General features: G+C 58.9%; 17 protein-coding genes. 7 read left to right on the forward strand and 10 right to left on the reverse strand.

Translation table 11 applies throughout. The features are described 5' to 3' along the window. Nucleotides 1-209: 209 nt before the first annotated feature. Nucleotides 210-680 (forward strand): Cys-tRNA(Pro) deacylase, encoded by a 471-nt coding sequence (ybaK, locus tag PspCFBP13528_RS05730; protein WP_065951808.1) that lies wholly within the window; start codon nucleotides 210-212, stop codon nucleotides 678-680. Between the two features lie 142 nt (nucleotides 681-822). Here ybaK and PspCFBP13528_RS05735 read toward each other — a convergent pair whose 3' ends face one another. Then, on the reverse strand, nucleotides 823-1,866 hold the full coding sequence (locus PspCFBP13528_RS05735) for an ABC transporter ATP-binding protein (RefSeq protein ID WP_137199791.1): 1,044 nt from the start codon (nucleotides 1,864-1,866) through the stop codon (nucleotides 823-825). Then, nucleotides 1,863-2,783 (reverse strand): ornithine carbamoyltransferase, encoded by a 921-nt coding sequence (argF, locus tag PspCFBP13528_RS05740; protein ID WP_101219445.1) that lies wholly within the window; start codon nucleotides 2,781-2,783, stop codon nucleotides 1,863-1,865. The genes PspCFBP13528_RS05735 and argF overlap by 4 nt, the downstream gene beginning before the upstream one ends. Nucleotides 2,784-3,216: 433 nt before the next feature. On the opposite strand from argF, the gene PspCFBP13528_RS05750 reads away from it, so the two are divergent. Then, the gene (locus PspCFBP13528_RS05750; protein ID WP_137199792.1) at nucleotides 3,217-5,325 is read left to right on the forward strand and encodes a molybdopterin oxidoreductase family protein; all 2,109 of its coding nucleotides are present in this window, start codon (nucleotides 3,217-3,219) and stop codon (nucleotides 5,323-5,325) included. A 99-nt stretch (nucleotides 5,326-5,424) separates the two neighbouring features. Continuing rightward, on the forward strand, nucleotides 5,425-5,763 hold the full coding sequence (gene grxD, locus PspCFBP13528_RS05755) for a Grx4 family monothiol glutaredoxin (protein ID WP_065951812.1): 339 nt from the start codon (nucleotides 5,425-5,427) through the stop codon (nucleotides 5,761-5,763). An 80-nt stretch (nucleotides 5,764-5,843) separates the two neighbouring features. On the opposite strand, the gene bfr is transcribed toward grxD, so the two are convergent. Continuing rightward, on the reverse strand, nucleotides 5,844-6,314 hold the full coding sequence (gene bfr / locus PspCFBP13528_RS05760; RefSeq protein ID WP_065891908.1) for a bacterioferritin: 471 nt from the start codon (nucleotides 6,312-6,314) through the stop codon (nucleotides 5,844-5,846). Between the two features lie 200 nt (nucleotides 6,315-6,514). Beyond that, nucleotides 6,515-6,733 (reverse strand): bacterioferritin-associated ferredoxin, encoded by a 219-nt coding sequence (locus tag PspCFBP13528_RS05765; protein WP_083216687.1) that lies wholly within the window; start codon nucleotides 6,731-6,733, stop codon nucleotides 6,515-6,517. A 243-nt stretch (nucleotides 6,734-6,976) separates the two neighbouring features. On the opposite strand from PspCFBP13528_RS05765, the gene PspCFBP13528_RS05770 reads away from it, so the two are divergent. Next, nucleotides 6,977-7,579 (forward strand): peroxiredoxin, encoded by a 603-nt coding sequence (locus tag PspCFBP13528_RS05770; protein WP_057724790.1) that lies wholly within the window; start codon nucleotides 6,977-6,979, stop codon nucleotides 7,577-7,579. A gap of 62 nt (nucleotides 7,580-7,641) precedes the next feature. Here PspCFBP13528_RS05770 and rnt read toward each other — a convergent pair whose 3' ends face one another. Next, a complete protein-coding gene (rnt, locus tag PspCFBP13528_RS05775; protein WP_065951814.1) occupies nucleotides 7,642-8,316 on the reverse strand; it encodes a ribonuclease T in 675 nt (224 codons plus the stop codon). Beyond that, on the reverse strand, nucleotides 8,313-9,359 hold the full coding sequence (gene pyrC / locus PspCFBP13528_RS05780; RefSeq protein ID WP_065951815.1) for a dihydroorotase: 1,047 nt from the start codon (nucleotides 9,357-9,359) through the stop codon (nucleotides 8,313-8,315). Before pyrC ends, rnt begins: the two co-directional genes overlap by 4 nt. A 156-nt stretch (nucleotides 9,360-9,515) precedes the next feature. On the opposite strand from pyrC, the gene PspCFBP13528_RS05785 reads away from it, so the two are divergent. From PspCFBP13528_RS05785 to PspCFBP13528_RS05795, 3 genes are all read left to right on the forward strand, one after another. Next, complete coding sequence (locus tag PspCFBP13528_RS05785) at nucleotides 9,516-10,424, forward strand: OmpA family protein (protein WP_065951816.1); 909 nt, start codon at nucleotides 9,516-9,518, stop codon at nucleotides 10,422-10,424. Nucleotides 10,425-10,553: 129 nt separating this feature from the next. Next, the gene (locus PspCFBP13528_RS05790) at nucleotides 10,554-11,771 is read left to right on the forward strand and encodes an argininosuccinate synthase (RefSeq protein WP_065886002.1); all 1,218 of its coding nucleotides are present in this window, start codon (nucleotides 10,554-10,556) and stop codon (nucleotides 11,769-11,771) included. Between the two features lie 817 nt (nucleotides 11,772-12,588). Next, nucleotides 12,589-13,221, forward strand: coding sequence for a response regulator transcription factor (locus PspCFBP13528_RS05795; RefSeq protein WP_003188986.1), 633 nt, complete (start codon nucleotides 12,589-12,591; stop codon nucleotides 13,219-13,221). An 88-nt stretch (nucleotides 13,222-13,309) separates the two neighbouring features. Here PspCFBP13528_RS05795 and PspCFBP13528_RS05800 read toward each other — a convergent pair whose 3' ends face one another. The 4 genes from PspCFBP13528_RS05800 to metG form a co-directional block, all read right to left on the reverse strand. Continuing rightward, complete coding sequence (locus tag PspCFBP13528_RS05800) at nucleotides 13,310-13,492, reverse strand: hypothetical protein (protein ID WP_065951817.1); 183 nt, start codon at nucleotides 13,490-13,492, stop codon at nucleotides 13,310-13,312. A gap of 107 nt (nucleotides 13,493-13,599) precedes the next feature. Continuing rightward, nucleotides 13,600-14,238, reverse strand: a complete 639-nt coding sequence (gene nth, locus PspCFBP13528_RS05805) for an endonuclease III (protein ID WP_137199793.1) — start codon at nucleotides 14,236-14,238, stop codon at nucleotides 13,600-13,602. 69 nt (nucleotides 14,239-14,307) lie between these two features. Next, nucleotides 14,308-15,282, reverse strand: coding sequence for an electron transport complex subunit RsxB (gene rsxB / locus PspCFBP13528_RS05810; RefSeq protein ID WP_137199794.1), 975 nt, complete (start codon nucleotides 15,280-15,282; stop codon nucleotides 14,308-14,310). Nucleotides 15,283-15,369: 87 nt separating this feature from the next. After that, complete coding sequence (gene metG, locus PspCFBP13528_RS05815) at nucleotides 15,370-17,421, reverse strand: methionine--tRNA ligase (protein WP_137199795.1); 2,052 nt, start codon at nucleotides 17,419-17,421, stop codon at nucleotides 15,370-15,372. Nucleotides 17,422-17,551: the final 130 nt, after the last annotated feature.

The following is a 17,551-nucleotide window of genomic DNA, read 5'->3' on the forward strand; positions in this document are numbered from 1 at the left end:
CTATTCCTACAGTATTCGGAAACGAAAAAATATAGACAAGAATGACCGCTGTCAAAGGTCGAAAGTGAACGGTAGGTCATTTCATAACTATTGGTAGGGTGAATGATCATGGGGTGGGCCAGGTATCCGTGCGCGTAAACGACTGCGCTAGAGCGTTTTGTGCGAGCTTGGCCTAGAATTGAGCGTCAGTTTGCACTCTCGGAGCCCACATGACCCCTGCCCTGGACTTGTTGAAAAAAGTTCGCGCCGAACATCGTATCCATAGTTATGAACATGATCCCAAGGCGGCGTCGTACGGCCTGGAGGCCGCGGAAAAATTGGGCCTCGACCCGGCGCAGGTGTTCAAGACGTTGCTGGCCAGCAGTGAGAAGGGCGAATTGCTGGTGGCCGTCGTGCCGGTCGTCGGAAGTCTGGATCTCAAAGCCCTGGCGAATGCGGCAGGCGTGAAAAAAGTCGAAATGGCTGACCCGGCGGCCGCGCAGCGTTCCACCGGGTATCTATTGGGCGGTATCAGCCCCTTGGGGCAAAAGAAGCGATTGCGCACGTTCATCGATGTGACGGCGCAGCCGTTTGCGACGATTTTCGTCAGTGCTGGCCGGCGCGGGCTTGAAGTCGAGCTGCCGGCCGGTGTGTTGGCTGAACATACCCAAGCGAAGTTCGCGCCGATTGGCAGGGCCTGATGATCAGCCCTGTAGAGATCAAAATGTGGGAGGGGGCTTGCCCCCGATAGCGCTGGGTCAATCAGCTTATCTGTAGCTGACCCACTGCAATCGGGGGCAAGCCCCCTCCCACATGTTCAAGCCGGTTTCGCCAGCTGGCTGCTTACGCCTGGAACAGCACCAGGTGCTCGGCAGCCACTCGAATGCCCACATCCGCGCCGATCTGCTGATCGACATGGCTGGGAAAAATCGACTCCAACTGCGCGCCCGTCGCAAGTTGCAGGCGGTATAGCGTTGATGCGCCGAGGAAGGTCTTGCCGACAATCCGCGCTTTCAGCGCACTGTTCGGTGCGTAGACGATGTCATCCGGTCGCAGCAATACATCCACCGCGCCACCGGTCGGCCAGGTATAGGCACGGTTGCCACGCAGTTCGCCCAGCTCGGTGCTGACGGACTCGGGCGAGCTCAATTGGCCGCGAATGAAGTAGCCCTGGCCGATAAAGCTGGCCACATAAGGCGTCTGCGGCTCGTGATAGAGGTTGTAGGGCGTATCCCATTGCTCAAGACGACCCTCCTTGAAAACGCCCACATGGTCGCTGACGGCGAAGGCTTCCTCCTGATCATGGGTGACCAGGATCGCACTGGTGCCGCGCGCCTTGAGAATGTCGCGCACTTCATGGCTGAGCTTGCGCCGCAGTTCGCCATCCAGGTTGGAAAAGGGTTCGTCCAGCAGCAGCAGTTGCGGCTCCGGCGCCAAGGCGCGGGCGAGGGCAACGCGTTGTTGCTGTCCACCGGATAGCTCGTGGGGGAAGCGTTTGCCCAGGTCTTTGAGGTTGACCAGTTCCAGCAACTCGGCGACCACGCGGTCTTTGTGCGGGTGCTTGCGGATTCCGAAGGCGATGTTGTCGGCCACGCTCAAATGAGGAAACAACGCGTAATCCTGGAACACCATGCCGATACGACGTTTCTCCGGTGCCAGTGTGAAACCGGCACTGGAGATCACTTCGCCCGCCAGGCTGATTTCGCCTTCGTGCACCGGCTCAAAACCGGCAATGGCGCGCAGGGTGGTGGTCTTGCCGCAGCCCGAGGAGCCGAGCAGGCAGCCGATGTCACCCGCGTTGAGGTGCAGGTTGAGGTTCTGCACCACTCGTTGATCTTGATAGCCGCATGCCAGATTGCGCAGGTTCAGCAGTAATGGCTGGCTCATGCGTGGTGATACGACGGCGGGACGAGAAATTCGAGCAGGGCCTTTTGCGCATGCAGACGGTTTTCGGCCTGGTCCCAGGCGACCGAGCGCGGGTCATCGAGCAGGTCGAGGCTGATTTCCTCGCCACGGTGGGCGGGGAGGCAGTGCATGAACAACACGTCCGGCGCGGCCAGGTCGAGCAGGGCGCGGGTCACCTGGAATGGCGCGAACAGGGCCAGGCGCTTGGCGGTTTCATCTTCCTGGCCCATGGAGGTCCAGACGTCGGTGCTGACCAGATGGGCGCCGACCACCGCATCCTTCGGATCGCGCAGCAGTTGCACGCGGCCATCAGCCTTGGCCATGAACTCGGCGGCGGGTTCGTAACCCTCGGGGCAGGCGATGCGCAGGTGGAAGTCGAACTGGATGGCGGCTTCTATATAGCTGTTGCACATATTGTTGCCGTCGCCGACCCAGGCCACGGTCTTGCCCTGGATCGAGCCGCGGTGTTCGAGGAAGGTTTGCATGTCGGCCAGCAATTGGCACGGATGCAGGTCATCGGACAGGCCGTTGATCACCGGCACGCGCGAGTTGGCGGCAAATTCGGTCAGGGTGCTGTGGGCGAAGGTACGGATCATCACGGCATCGAGCATGCGCGACATGACGATGGCGCAATCGCTGATCGGCTCGCCACGGCCCAATTGGGTATCGCGTGGCGACAGGAAGATAGCCTGACCACCCAGCTGAATCATGCCGGCTTCGAAGGACAGGCGGGTGCGAGTCGAGGACTTCTCGAAAATCATCCCGAGCACGCGATTTTTCAAAGGCTCAAACAGTACGCCGCGGTTACGCAGGTCTTTAAGCTCAATGCCTCGACGGATCACGCTGACCAGCTCTTCGGGCGTGCAATCCATCAGGGAGAGAAAGTGCCTTGCGCTCATCATTAACTACCTTTTTGCAACAGACCGCAGATACTCAAAGCCTTGTTTATTGTGACAACGGGCGAGACCTGCGGCGAAAGCCGCACGGGGCGACGAAATAGGGGAAGGCGCGATATTGACATTAAATGTCGCGTCTTACCAATAGGGCTACGGTTTTTAGAGGTGTTCAAGCAGGGCGCCGAAGCGCGTTTGAAGACGGTTTCCTGACAGCAGCGGCCCATTTGTACACTGGCCCCGAGACGTTTGGCAATGCGCAGAGGCGCCCGCGGGCCCGGTGTATCGGATTACAGCGCCTGTAGGAGGGTTTCTGAAACATTTACTAACGTTTAGCCATGTCCTGGCCTATATCCGCCGATTCACCGCGCGAACGTTGCTGGCGCACCGCGTGGGCGCGGCCCATAGTTGAACAAAGCCCTTATAAAAGAGACTGGCCATGACCAAGACTCTCCATCACCGTGCCTGCCACCTGTGCGAAGCCATTTGCGGCCTGACGCTGGAAACCACCCGAGGCGACGACGGCGGCCTGGCGATCACCTCAATCAAGGGCGACCCGCTGGACACATTCAGTCGCGGGCACATCTGTCCTAAAGCCGTGGCGTTGCAGGATATCCAGAATGATCCGGACCGCCTGCACCAGCCCATGTTGCGCGTGGGCAGCGAGTGGCAACCGATCCCGTGGGAAGACGCGTTTGCGCTGGTAGCCGAACGCCTTGCGGGCATCCAGGCCAGGCATGGGCAGAATGCGGTGGCGGTGTATCAAGGCAACCCCAGCGTGCATAACTACGGGCTGATGACCCACAGCAATTACTTTCTTGGCCTGCTCAAGACCCGTAACCGATACTCCGCAACGTCGGTGGACCAACTGCCCCATCACCTCTCGAGTCACCTGATGTACGGCCATGGCCTGTTGCTGCCCATTCCGGACATCGACCACACCGACTTCATGTTGATCCTGGGCGGTAACCCGCTCGCCTCCAATGGCAGCATCATGACCGTGCCCGATGTAGAGAAACGCCTCAAGGCGATTCAGGCCCGGGGCGGCAAAGTGGTGGTAGTTGACCCGCGACGCAGTGAGACAGCGGCGATTGCCGATCAGCATCTGTTCGTACGTCCCGGCGGCGACGCGGCCTTGTTGTTCGGGCTGCTCAACACACTGTTTGCAGAAGGGTTGACCCGCGACAGCCATTTGCCGGTCGAAGGGCTTCAAAGCGTGCGCCAGGCGATCGCCGGGTTCACCGCCGAGGCCATGAGCCGTCAGTGCGCGGTGCCTGCCGAGCAGATCCGCCAGTTGGCGCGTGACTTCGCTGCAGCGGACAAGGCTGTGTGTTATGGGCGCATGGGCGTCTCGACCCAGGCATTCGGTACGCTGTGTCATTGGCTGGTGCAGTTGATCAATCTGGTCACCGGCAATCTGGACCGCGTGGGCGGCGCCTTGTGCACCACGCCGGCGGTGGACCTGGTGGCGTCGACCGGAGGCGGGCATTTCAACCGCTGGCAAAGCCGCGTGTCCGGACGGCCTGAATACGGCGGCGAGCTGCCGGTGTCTGCGTTGGCCGAGGAGATGCTCACCGAGGGTGAAGGGCAAATCCGCGCCCTGGTGACGGTGGCCGGCAACCCGGTATTGTCGACGCCCAACGGCCGTCAGCTGGAGCAGGCGCTGGAGGGGTTGGAGTTCATGGTCAGTGTCGACCTCTACATCAACGAGACCACGCGCTATGCCGACCTGATCCTGCCGTCCACATCGGCATTGGAGAATGATCACTACGACACCACCTTCAATATGTTCGCGGTGCGCAATGTCACACGCTTCAACCGCGCGATCCTGCCCAAACCTGAAGGTGCGCTGCACGACTGGGAAATCTTCGTCGGCCTGGCCAAGGCGTTTGCGGCACATACCGGTGTGGTGCTCAAGCCGACGATGCCGCCCGCGCAGATGATCGACTTTGGATTGCGCGCCGGGACTTACGGGGATGCCTCTGCGCACCAGCTGTCAGTGGCGATGCTGGCCGATCATCCCCATGGCGTGGACCTGGGGCCGCTCAAGCCAAACCTGGCCGAGCGGCTGAAGACCGCCGACGGCAAGGTGCAGGCGGCGCCGGCGGTGATCCTGGCTGACCTGGCGCGTTTTGCCGCGCAACCGGCGCCGGTGGCTGACGAACTGCTGCTGATTGGCCGTCGTCATGTGCGCAGTAATAATTCCTGGATGCATAACTATCACCGCCTGGTGAAGGGCAAGCCGCGCCATCAACTGCTGATGCACCCCGACGACCTGGCCAGTCGGCAATTGAGCGACGGTCAGCGGGTACGGGTCAGTTCGCGCATCGGCATGGTCGAAATCGAAGTGGTGGCCAGCACGGACATGATGCCTGGCGTGGTCAGCCTGCCCCACGGCTGGGGGCACGGGCGCCCGGGGGTGCAGATGAGCATCGCCAGCAGCCAGCCCGGGGCGAGTGCCAACGACTTGACCGACGAACGGCAATTGGACGAGCTGTCGGGCAATGCGGCGCTCAACGGCGTACCGGTGAACGTTTCGGCAGCTTGAGGTTGGCTGTCGGCGCGCCCGAGCATCCTGCAGGTTTTTTGCGTTACAATGCGCCACCGTGCCGACCCGTGAGTCGCAAAGTTCCTGCAGAGGTGTTCCATGGATATCATCGAAACGATCAAAGAGCAGATTGCCAACAACACCATTCTGCTTTACATGAAAGGCGCGCCAAACGCTCCCCAGTGCGGTTTCTCCGCGAAGGCTTCCCAGGCTGTGATGCAGTGTGGCGAGAAGTTTGCCTACGTGGATATCCTGCAAAACCCTGAAATCCGCGCGAACCTGCCAAAGTACGCCAACTGGCCGACGTTCCCGCAGCTGTGGGTAGCCGGTGAACTGGTCGGCGGTAGCGACATCATCACTGAAATGGCAGCTGATGGCTCGTTGCAAGCGCTGATCAAAGACGCGGCGCAAAAAGCGGCAGCCAAGACTGAAGCGTGATGCCCTTGTAAAAACCCACGCAATAAAAAGCCCCGCTTCTCACTGGAGAGCGGGGCTTTTTTGTACCCGAACGCTTGGGGTTATTCGCCCATCTGCGATTGCAGGTAGTTTTCCAGGCTGACTTTGTCGATCAGGCCCAGTTGGGTTTCGAGCCAGTCGATGTGCTCTTCCTGGTCTTCCAGGATATCTTCCAGCAATTCGCGGCTGCCATAGTCGCCAGTGGCTTCGCAGTGCGCGATGGCGGCCTTGAGGTCGCTGTGGCTTTTGCGTTCAAAGCCCAGGTCGCTGCTGATCATTTCCTGGGTGTGTTCGCCGATATTCAGCTTGCCCAGGTCCTGCACATTCGGCAGGCCTTCCAGGAACAGGATGCGTTTGATCAGCGCATCGGCGTCCTTCATGGCCTTGATCGATTCTTTGTATTCGCGCTTGCCCAGCTTTTCCAGGCCCCAATCGTCGTACATGCGTGCATGCAGAAAGTACTGATTGATCGCGACCAGTTCATTGGCAAGGATTTTATTGAGTTGCTGGATGACTGAGATGTCGCCTTTCATGACTGGGGTCCTGCCCTGTAATCGCTGTGTATGGGCAGAGTTTGAGCGGCGACAATCCTGGTGTCAAACCTAAGTTATTGAATAATAAATGAAAATTAATCGGAATAAGAATGTTTGTGTTCCGCGTCTTGGCGCTAACTAATTGAATTGCAGACATAAAAAAACCGGACACAGGGTCCGGCTCTCTAAAACACGCCTATTTAAGCGTGTGTAAATTCTGCTGAATACGGCGCCGCAGCCTGGGCTGTCTGCAACTGCGTGAGGGTTTCCCGTACCACTTGCTTGGCGAGGCATGCGCATTTACCGCACTGGCTGGCAACACCGGTGGTTTCACGCACTTCCTTGTAGCTGCAGCAACCTTCATAGATTGCTTCGCGGATTTGTCCGTCGGTGACGCCAGTACAGAGGCACACATACATAAGGAGAACCGTCGCGGGTTAGGGCTTAAGTGGGATGGATCTTAATGTTAACGAGAATGATTGTCAAAGTGGTTTCGTCAACTGTCCCTTGGGTATTGCCTGCGCGCTGACGAACGGTTTTTTCGGTGTATGATGGTCGGTCTTTACGAAGCGTGACCGCGTCACAGGTCTGTCGCCAATGCATGGCAGACTCGACGCTGGTCCTGTTACTTCAATCGTCACCCCTTCATCAGGAGATATCCAATGAGCGTACTCGTCGGCAAACAAGCCCCGGATTTCGACGTACCTGCCGTCCTCGGCAATGGCGAAATCGTAGACAGCTTCAAACTGTCTGAAGCCATCAAAGGCAAATACGGCCTGGTGTTCTTCTACCCGCTGGACTTCACCTTCGTCTGCCCATCCGAGCTGATCGCTCTGGATCACCGCATGGACGATTTCAAGGCACGCAACGTTGAAGTGGTCGCCGTTTCCATCGACTCCCACTTCACCCACAATGCCTGGCGCAACACGGCCATCAACGATGGCGGCATCGGTAAAGTCAAATACACCATGGCTGCCGATATGAAGCACGATATCGCCAAGGCCTACGACGTCGAGTCCGAAGGCGGTGTGGCTTTCCGTGGCGCGTTCCTGATCGACGACAAGGGCGTTGTGCGCTCCCAGATCATCAACGACCTGCCGCTGGGCCGTAACATGGAAGAGCTGATTCGCCTGGTCGACGCGCTGCAATTCCACGAAGAGCACGGCGAAGTCTGCCCTGCCAACTGGAAGAAAGGCGACAAAGGCATGACCGCTTCCACCGAAGGTGTGGCGGCTTACCTGACCGAGAACGCCGGCAAGCTGTAAGCCGGATTCAAGGTAGAAAAAAACCGGCCTGAGAAGGCCGGTTTTTTTATGGGCGGGGAGTCTCAGTCGCCGAAGTCTTCCCAGCCGCCCATCTGTTTCCATCGATTGACGATGCCGCAGAACAGCTCGGCGGTCTTCTCGGTGTCGTAGCGGGCCGAATGAGCTTCGCGGCCGTCGAAGTCGATACCGGCTGCCTGGCAGGCTTTCGCCAGCACGGTCTGACCATAGGCCAGGCCGGCGAGCGTGGCGGTGTCGAAACTGGAGAACGGATGAAACGGGTTGCGTTTCATGTCCAGCCGCGCCACGGCGGCGTTGAGGAAGCCCAGGTCGAAACTGCTGTTGTGCCCCACCAGGATCGCACGCTTGCAGCCATTGGCCTTCAGCGCCTTGCGCACGCCACGGAAGATGTCGGTCAGCGCGGCTTCTTCACTCACCGCCATGCGCAGCGGGTGATCGAGCTTGATGCCGGTGAACTCCAGGGCCGCCGCTTCGATGTTGGCACCTTCAAACGGCTCGACGCGAAAGAAGTGGGTGTGGTCCGGGTACACGAAGCCCTGCTCGTCCATGCCGATGGTTGTCGCGGCAATTTCCAGCAACGCGTCGGTGGCGCAATTGAAGCCGCCGGTTTCTACGTCGATAACGACAGGCAGGTAGCCGCGGAAACGCTCGGCCATCGGGTGGCGCGAACCGCCGCCACCGCTGTGTTCCTGTTCATCATCGTAATGGTCTTCACTCACTTGCTTTCCTCCAGCAGGCGCCAGCGCAGTGTTTCACCGGCGCGCAGCGGGATAACGGTCAACTCGCCAAAGGGCAGGCTGGCGGGGGCGGTCCAGTCTTCACGAACCAGGGTGATGCGGTCGGTATTGGCCGGCAGGCCATAGAAACGCGGGCCGTTGAGACTGGCGAAACCCTCAAGTTTGTCCAGGGCATTGCGTTGTTCGAACGCTTCAGCGTACAGCTCGATGGCGGCAAACGCGGTGTAGCAACCCGCGCAACCGCAGGCGGCTTCCTTGGCGTGCTGGGCGTGGGGCGCGGAATCGGTGCCGAGGAAGAACTTCGGGCTGCCGCTGGTCGCGGCGTCCAGCAAGGCCACCTGGTGGGTGTTGCGCTTGAGGATCGGCAGGCAATAGAAGTGCGGCCGAATCCCGCCCACCAACATGTGGTTGCGGTTGTACAACAGGTGGTGTGCCGTGATGGTCGCGCCGACGTTGGCCGAAGCCTCGGTGACGAACTGCACGGCGTCGGCGGTGGTGATGTGTTCGAACACCACCTTGAGGGTCGGGAACAGCTCGACCACGCGGCGCATATGTTCGTCGATGAAGATCTTTTCGCGATCGAATACGTCGACATCGCCACGGGTGACCTCACCGTGGATCAACAGCGGCATGCCCACGTCGGCCATGGCTTCGATGGCCGGCAGGATCTTGTCGATGCTGGTCACGCCGGAGTCGGAGTTGGTGGTCGCGCCGGCCGGGTACAGCTTGGCGGCGTGCACGAAGCCGCTGGCCTTGGCCTCGCGAATTTCCGAAGGCTGGGTGCGGTCGGTGAGGTAGAGCACCATCAGCGGTTCGAAGCGGCTGCCGGCCGGTCGTGCAGCGAGGATCCGCTGGCGATAGGCATCGGCTTGCTCGGCGTTACGCACCGGAGGTACCAGGTTAGGCATGATGATGGCGCGGCCAAAGGTGCGCGCGACATCGGCCACGGTGTGGGGTAACGCAGCACCATCGCGAAGATGTATATGCCAGTCGTCGGGACGCAGCAGGGTCAGGCGGTCGGACATTGGGGATTCCAGGCGGGTCAATCTGGTGGGAATGCTACCGGAAAAGACTCGTGCAGGCACTCGCTATCAAGTTTTGCAGGATGCAACCGATAGCACTGGGTATGCCTTAACGATGTATGACGCTTTGAAGTGTTGTAGAAACCAGTGGAGCCTCCCGTGCGCCAGCATTATCTAGCCCTGCTCAGTGTGTTCGCCAGCCTGCCCGCGATGGCTCTCACGTTCCAGACACGTCTGGAGAATATTGAGTGGAAAGTGGAGGGCGATCAGTTCGAGTGCCGCCTGACCCAGCCGATCACCGATTTCGGCTCGGGCGAGTTCGTGCGCCGGGCGGGCGAGCAGGCGACCTTTCGCCTGAAAGCCTATAGCGGATCGCTCGGTGCCGGCTCCGCCACGTTGCTGGCCGCCGCCGCGCCCTGGCAACCGGGCCGCGGCGACATCAACCTCGGCGCGGTACGCGTCGGCAGCGGTGATGTGCTGTTTAACAGTTCCCAGGCCCAGGCCGGGCGTCTTTTCAGCGGTTTGCTCGAAGGCCGCAGCCCGACCGTGCGGCATTACGGACGCGAAGGCGGTTACTCGGAAATTCGCCTGCTGCCGGTGAAATTCGCCAAGGCCTACAACGACTATCAGCTGTGTACTACCAAGCTGCTGCCGATGAACTACGACCAGGTCAAACAGACGGAAGTCGGTTTCCCCGGTGGCGGCATCGAATTGGATGCAGCGGCCAGGAAGAAACTGTCAGTGATTGTCGCGTTCATGAAAGCCGACCCCACCGTCAACCATATCGAGTTGAACGGCCATTCGGATAACAGCGGCAACCGCCTGACCAACCGTGATGTGTCACGACGCCGTGCCTTGGCGGTAATGGACTACTTCAAGGCCAACGGCATCCCGGAATCCCAGATCACTCTGCGTTTCCACGGTGAAAGCTACCCCTTGGCGCCCAACACCAATGCCGCCAACCGAGCGCGCAACCGTCGGGTCAACGTGCAACTCGAGCGCGTGGCGGCGCCCGAGAAACCGGCACCCCAGGCCGTAGCCCCGAGCAACCCTGCAGCGACCTCGTAAGGTGCGATTATCGGTCGCCCGTTCGACATAATCTGTCGCTTTATCTTCATTTGCTGTCGCGCCCCTGTAAATTCGCGGTTTTGATCGGTAGAATCGTTGCCTTTCCGTACAACCCCGTGGAGTGATGGCATGGCCGACGTAAACAAGGTCGTTCTCGCGTATTCCGGCGGCCTGGACACTTCGGTGATCCTCAAGTGGCTGCAGGATACTTATAACTGTGAAGTGGTGACATTCACCGCTGACCTGGGTCAGGGCGAAGAGGTCGAACCTGCACGTGCCAAGGCGCAAGCCATGGGCGTGAAAGAGATCTACATTGACGACCTGCGCGAAGAGTTCGTCCGCGATTTCGTTTATCCGATGTTTCGCGCCAATACCGTCTATGAAGGCGAGTACCTGCTCGGTACCTCCATTGCACGTCCGCTGATCGCCAAGCGCCTGATCGAAATCGCCAACGAAACCGGCGCTGACGCCATTTCCCATGGCGCCACCGGCAAGGGCAACGACCAGGTGCGTTTCGAACTGGGCGCCTACGCCCTCAAGCCCGGCGTGAAAGTGATTGCGCCTTGGCGTGAATGGGACCTGCTGTCCCGTGAAAAGCTGATGGATTACGCTGAAAAGCATGCGATCCCGATCGAGCGTCACGGCAAGAAGAAATCCCCGTATTCGATGGATGCCAACTTGCTGCACATCTCCTATGAAGGCGGCGTGCTGGAAGACACCTGGACCGAACACGAAGAAGACATGTGGAAATGGACCGTCTCCCCGGAGAATGCTCCAGACAAGCCGCAGTATCTGGAATTGACCTACCGCAACGGTGACATCGTCGCGCTGGATGGTGTCGAGATGACACCCGCCACCGTGCTGGCGACCCTGAACCGTATCGGCGGCGAACACGGCATCGGTCGTCTCGACATCGTCGAGAACCGCTACGTGGGCATGAAGTCCCGCGGCTGCTATGAAACACCAGGCGGCACCATCATGTTGCGTGCTCACCGCGCCATCGAGTCCATTACCCTGGACCGTGAAGTGGCCCACCTTAAAGATGAGCTGATGCCCAAGTACGCCAGCCTGATCTATACCGGTTACTGGTGGAGCCCTGAGCGGCTGATGCTGCAACAGATGATCGACGCCTCCCAGGCCCACGTGAACGGTGTGGTGCGCCTGAAGCTGTACAAGGGCAATGTGATCGTGACCGGTCGCAAGTCCGATGAGTCACTGTTTGACGCCAACATCGCGACCTTCGAGGAAGATGGCGGTGCCTACAATCAGGCGGATGCAGCGGGCTTCATCAAGTTGAACGCCTTGCGCATGCGCATCGCGGCCAACAAGGGACGCAAATTGTTCTGAGTGGTTTGCTGTTGTGAGAAAGCCCCTTTTACAAGGGGCTTTTTTTTGCCCTGAATTTACCCATTGATCGCTCCTTCGCTCCTCGTGGGAAAGCATCCCGAGACGTTCCGCGTCGCCCTTGCGCAAGCGCCGGGTCTTTCGCTGAAAGCAGGACGCGGAGCGTCCCGGGTGTCATTCCCACGCAGAGCGTGGAAACGATCATGTAAACAGGGTGTAAACCTATTTCAGGACTAGGCATTGAATATTCCAATACAAGCATTAATCAGCGGGAGGGGCGACGTTTAAAAATGTCGGCTGTGTGTTTAAGTATTTTCCTTAAGGTCTTTTTGAGTGTTTTCGATTTCAGACATCTATTTTGCTGAGGAAAGGTTTTTTACATCTAAGCAGGAACCATGTCTTACAGAAATTTCACTCATGTAGGCGCAAAGGATGTGTAATTTGTGGAATTTTCTGTAGGAAAATTGGGTGTATATAAATATGTTAAGTGGAACTGAAGTTGATCGGCTTTTTTCAGCCCTTTGTATAAGCCGCAATGGTAAACAAGGAGTATTTCCTGAGAGCCCTGTGCGCCACGTTTACTGGGTAGGCCTGGGGATGGGGATATTTCACGCAAAATATGTACGAGCAGGGAAAGGTCTGAAGGGCTCCATAAAGCCCAATACACTAAAGCTTGCGAATTTTTGTAGGTCAATTCCTTTCTTGTTGTGGGGTGGGTCTCTGCCTGCTGTTGCTCGGGGGGGCATGCTATGCCAACTAGCAGGCGACTAGGCTATTGTGCTTTCTCTAAATAATTCGAACAGCGAAATTGGACTTTCTCATGAATAAAGTGCTGATCGTGGATGATCATCCCGTCATTCGGCTTGCTGTGCGCATGCTAATGGAGCGTCATGGTTATGAGGTTGTTGCCGAGACTGATAACGGTGTCGATGCGCTGCAACTTGCGCGGGAACATATGCCGGACATTGTCATATTGGATATTGGAATCCCCAAACTCGATGGCCTTGAAGTTATTTGCCGGCTGGCCTCGACCAAGCAAGCCGTATCGTTCAAGGTGCTGGTGCTGACGTCCCAGGCGCCTGGTCATTTCTCCATGCGTTGCATGCAAGCCGGTGCCGCCGGCTACGTGTGCAAGCAGCAGGACCTGACCGAGTTGTTGAGCGCCATCAAGGCGGTGCTTTCCGGCTACAGCTACTTCCCGAACCAGGCGCTCAACTCGGTACGGTCCACCATGGGCAACGCCAGTGAGGCAGACATGGTCGAACGTCTATCGGGACGGGAAATGATGGTGCTGCAACAGCTGGCCCGTGGCAAAACCAACAAGGAGATTGCCGACGGTATGTTCCTCAGCAACAAGACCGTCAGCACCTATAAGACGCGCCTGCTATTGAAGCTCAATGCCCGGTCACTCGTCGACCTGATAGAGCTGGCCCAGCGTAATGGTCTGGTGTGAGGAGGGGCGCTCCACCATTCTGACCCCGTTGTAAAATTCGGCACAAAAAAGCCTCCGTCAGGGAGGCTTCCGGCTGGCTGCCGGCGGGTCAGAGGTCGAAGTCGTAATCGGCCAATTGTTTTTGCAGGCGTCGCTCTTCCAGAAGATTGTCGATAATCAGGCGCTTGCTCAAATTGGTCTTGGCCACCTCCGGGACGGGCGCCGGCGCATCATCGTCTTCCAGCTCCACCGGTTCGTCATCTACTACCAGTTGTTCTTTCCCAGTGCTCATAAGGTTCACTCCAGGCTAAGACTGCCATTGGCGCTCCTTATAGCGATAATCCGCGAACGCGTAAAAAAGATTTTTTCAATCGACCCATAGGGAAAACCCGGCAACCCTCAATCGTCGGATGTCTTGTCCTTGTATTCGCAAAGATCTTCGATCCGACAGCTGCCGCACCGAGGCTTGCGCGCCTGGCAAACATAGCGCCCGTGAAGAATCAGCCAGTGATGGGAATCGAGCAGATAGGGCTTGGGCACGAATTTCATCAGCTGTTTCTCAACCTCCACCACATTCTTTCCGCGAGCGATGCCGGTTCGGTTGCTGACGCGAAAAATGTGCGTATCCACCGCCATGGTCAGTTGCCGGAACGCCGTATTGAGTACAACGTTGGCGGTCTTGCGGCCCACGCCGGGTAATGCTTCGAGGGCTTCGCGGGTTTGCGGTACGTCGCTGGCGTGCAACTCCATCAGCAGGCGGCACGTCTCGATCACGTTCTTGGCCTTGCTGTTGTACAAACCGATGGTCTTGATGTACTCCGATAGCCCCTCCACACCCAAGGCATAGATCGCCTCTGGAGTATTGGCCACGGGAAACAGCTTGGCCGTGGCCTTATTGACGCCGACGTCTGTGGATTGGGCCGACAGGATCACTGCGATCAACAACTCGAACGGCGAGGAGTAGGCCAGTTCGGTCTTGGGTTGCGGATTGTCTTCGTGAAACCTGCGGAAAATTTCCAGGCGTTTTGCAGCGTTCATAGGGACGGACGTTTCCTTGCAGGCGATCGACGTAATTGTAGCAATACACAGCGCAGCGTCGGTTGTGGTTCAGGCGTTGGCGTTGCAAGTGGCTTCGGCGTCATGCAGCGTCTGCTCGGCGGCGTCCAGCGCGGCACTCAAGCTTGCCAGTTGCTGTTCGTCAGCCTGTTGATCCTGGGCCTTTTTCAATGCTGCCCGGCGCATTGCCAGCTGGATCTTCGCGCGCTTGACTTCAGCGCTTTTGGTGGTCGGCAGCGGTGGCGGGCGGTTGACTTCCAGCGCGGCAAGCGCCTGCTCCGAAGCTTCGAACTGCCTTTGCAGGACAATCAATTGCGACTGTTGCTCAAAGGTCGGGGGGTGCCCAAACGCCTTCAGGGATTTGTGCAGTTGAGCACGGCTCATGGCGACACTGATTTTGGCGTGCTTGATCGCTGCATCCTGAGCGGCCTGATGGCTATCGACTTGTGCCGTTGCCACGGGCGCAATGCGCTTGGCCCGCGCCAGGCGTTCGGCGAGTTTGCAGGCTTGCTCACGTTGCAGGCGTGCGTTGCGCTGTTCGAAACGCCGACGTGCCCGGTCGCGTTTGAGGCCGCGTTCGCGCCGCTCGTCATCGCTATGCGCCAGGCCACCCACAACAGGCAGGACTTCAGCGAGTGGGCGCATCTCGATGCAGTCGACAGGGCAGGGCGCGACACACAGGTCGCAACCGGTGCATTCGTCGATTATGACCGTGTGCATCAACTTCGCGGCACCAATGATGGCGTCGACCGGGCAAGCCTGGATGCATTTGGTGCAACCGATGCATTCAGCCTCACGGATGTAGGCGATCTGAGGTGGCGTGTCGCCGCGGCTGGTATCCAGGGCCAGCACCGGCACGCGCAGCAATTGCGCAAGCCCGGCGATGGTTTCCTGGCCTCCGGGCGGGCACTTGTTGATCGCCTCGCCGTCAGCGATGCCTTCGGCGTAAGGCTTGCACCCCGGGTGCCCGCACTTGCCGCATTGAGTCTGCGGGAGCAGCGCGTCGATACGTTGAATCAGGTTCATGCTTTGATCATTGCGTTGACGCCCGGCCCGCCGATGCGGGCGGGCTGAAAAGCCCCAGCGTCGAAACGCCGGGGCATCCTGCAGGGGTTACTTGATGCGTTGTCCCGGCTTGGCGCCGCTGTCCGGGCTGAGCAGATAGATTTCTGCGCCGCCAGGACCGGCCGCCATCACCATGCCTTCAGAGATACCGAATTTCATTTTTCGTGGCTTGAGGTTGGCGATCATCATGGTCAGGCGACCATCGAGCTTGGACGGGTCCGGGTAAGCGCTCTTGATGCCGGAGAACACATTGCGTTGCTCGCCGCCCAGATCCAGGGTCAGGCGCAACAACTTGTCGGCGCCTTCCACGGCTTCGGCCTTGACGATCAGTGCAACCCGCAGGTCCACGGCGGCGAAAGCGTCGAACTCGATTTCCCCGGAAATAGGGTCTTTGGCCAACTCGCTGTCATCGGCTGGCGCAGTCGAGCCGGTATCGGTCTGGCTGGCGACCAGGTCTTCTTTCGATGCGTCGGTCATGGCCTGGACTTTCACCGGGTCGATGCGGGTCATCAACGGCTTGAACGCGTTCAACTGATGGTTGCCGAGCAGCGTGGCGTGGTCGTTCCAGGTCAGCGGCGCGACGTTGAGGAACGCCTCTGCATCGGCGGCCAGCAGCGGCAGCACCGGCTTGAGGAAGATCACCAACTGACGGAACAGGTTGACGCCGGTGGCGCAGATCGCCTGGACCTCAGCTTCCTTGCCTTCCTGTTTGTTCAGCGACCATGGCGCCTTGTCGGCAATCCAGGCGTTGACGCGGTCGGCCAGGCCCATGATTTCGCGCATGGCGCGGGCAAAGTCACGAGCTTCATAGGCATCGGCGATGCTTGGCGCGGCGGCCAGGAAGGCATCGGTCAATTCCGGCGCGGCGTTTTCAGCGACCAGCACACCCGCATTACCCTTGTGGATAAACCCGGCACAACGGCTGGCGATATTGACGACCTTGCCGACCAGGTCCGAGTTGACCTTCTGAATGAAGTCTTCCAGGTTCAGGTCGAGGTCGTCGACGCCACGGCCCAGCTTGGACGCATAGTAGTAACGCAAATATTCCGGCGACAGGTGGTCCAGGTAGGTGCGCGCCTTGATGAAGGTGCCGCGGGACTTGGACATCTTCTGCCCGTTCACCGTCAGGTAGCCGTGCACGGCAATGCCGGTCGGCTTGCGGTAGCCCGAACCTTCGAGCATCGCCGGCCAGAACAGCGCGTGGAAGTTGACGATGTCCTTGCCGATGAAGTGGTACAGCTCGGCAGTGGAATTCTTGCCCCAGAACGCATCGAAGTCCAGTTCCGGCGTGCGGTCGCAGAGGTTCTTGAAGCTGGCCATGTAGCCGATCGGCGCGTCCAGCCAGACATAGAAGTACTTGCCCGGTTCGCCTGGAATTTCAAAGCCGAAGTACGGCGCATCGCGGGAAATGTCCCACTGTTGCAGGCCGGCATCCAGCCATTCGGCGATCTTGTTGGCCACGGCATCCTGCAAGGTGCCGCTGCGGGTCCAGGTTTGCAGCATCTGCTGGAAGTCCGGGAGCTTGAAGAAGAAGTGCTGGGAGTCCTTGAGTACCGGGGTAGCGCCGGAGATGGCCGACTTGGGGTTCTTCAGGTCGGTGGGGGCATAGGTGGCACCGCATTTCTCACAGTTGTCGCCGTACTGGTCATCGGTGCCGCATTTCGGGCAGGTGCCCTTGATGAAGCGATCGGCCAGGAACATTTTCTTTTCCGGGTCGAAATACTGGGTGATCGAACGCGTGGCAATGTGCCCGGCGTCTTTCAACCGCAGGTAGATCTGGCTCGAAAGCTCACGATTTTCGTCGGAGTGGGTCGAATGGAAGTTGTCGAACTCCACCAGGAACTCGGCAAAGTCGGCGCTGTGTTCAGCCTGCACATTGGCGATCAGTTGTTCCGGGGTGATGCCTTCCTTTTCGGCGCGCAACATGATGGCCGAACCGTGGGCGTCGTCCGCGCAGACATAAATGCATTGATTGCCGCGATGCTTCTGGAAGCGCACCCACATATCGGTCTGGATGTACTCAAGCATATGGCCAAGATGGATGGAACCATTGGCATAGGGCAGGGCGCTGGTGACGAGGATCTTGCGTGGCTCGGACATGGGGCTCGGCTACTTGATGAAACGGAGGTCGGCCACTATAAAGCGCCGGGAAATTTATTTCACCCCGTGGTGCTGTTTCAGAATCTTCCCATCCTGCGAAAGCATGCCGCTGGCGGCCTGGAACGGTTAG

The sequence above is a fragment of the Pseudomonas sp. CFBP13528 genome (assembly GCF_005233615.1).
Lineage (GTDB): Bacteria > Pseudomonadota > Gammaproteobacteria > Pseudomonadales > Pseudomonadaceae > Aquipseudomonas > Aquipseudomonas fluorescens_AM.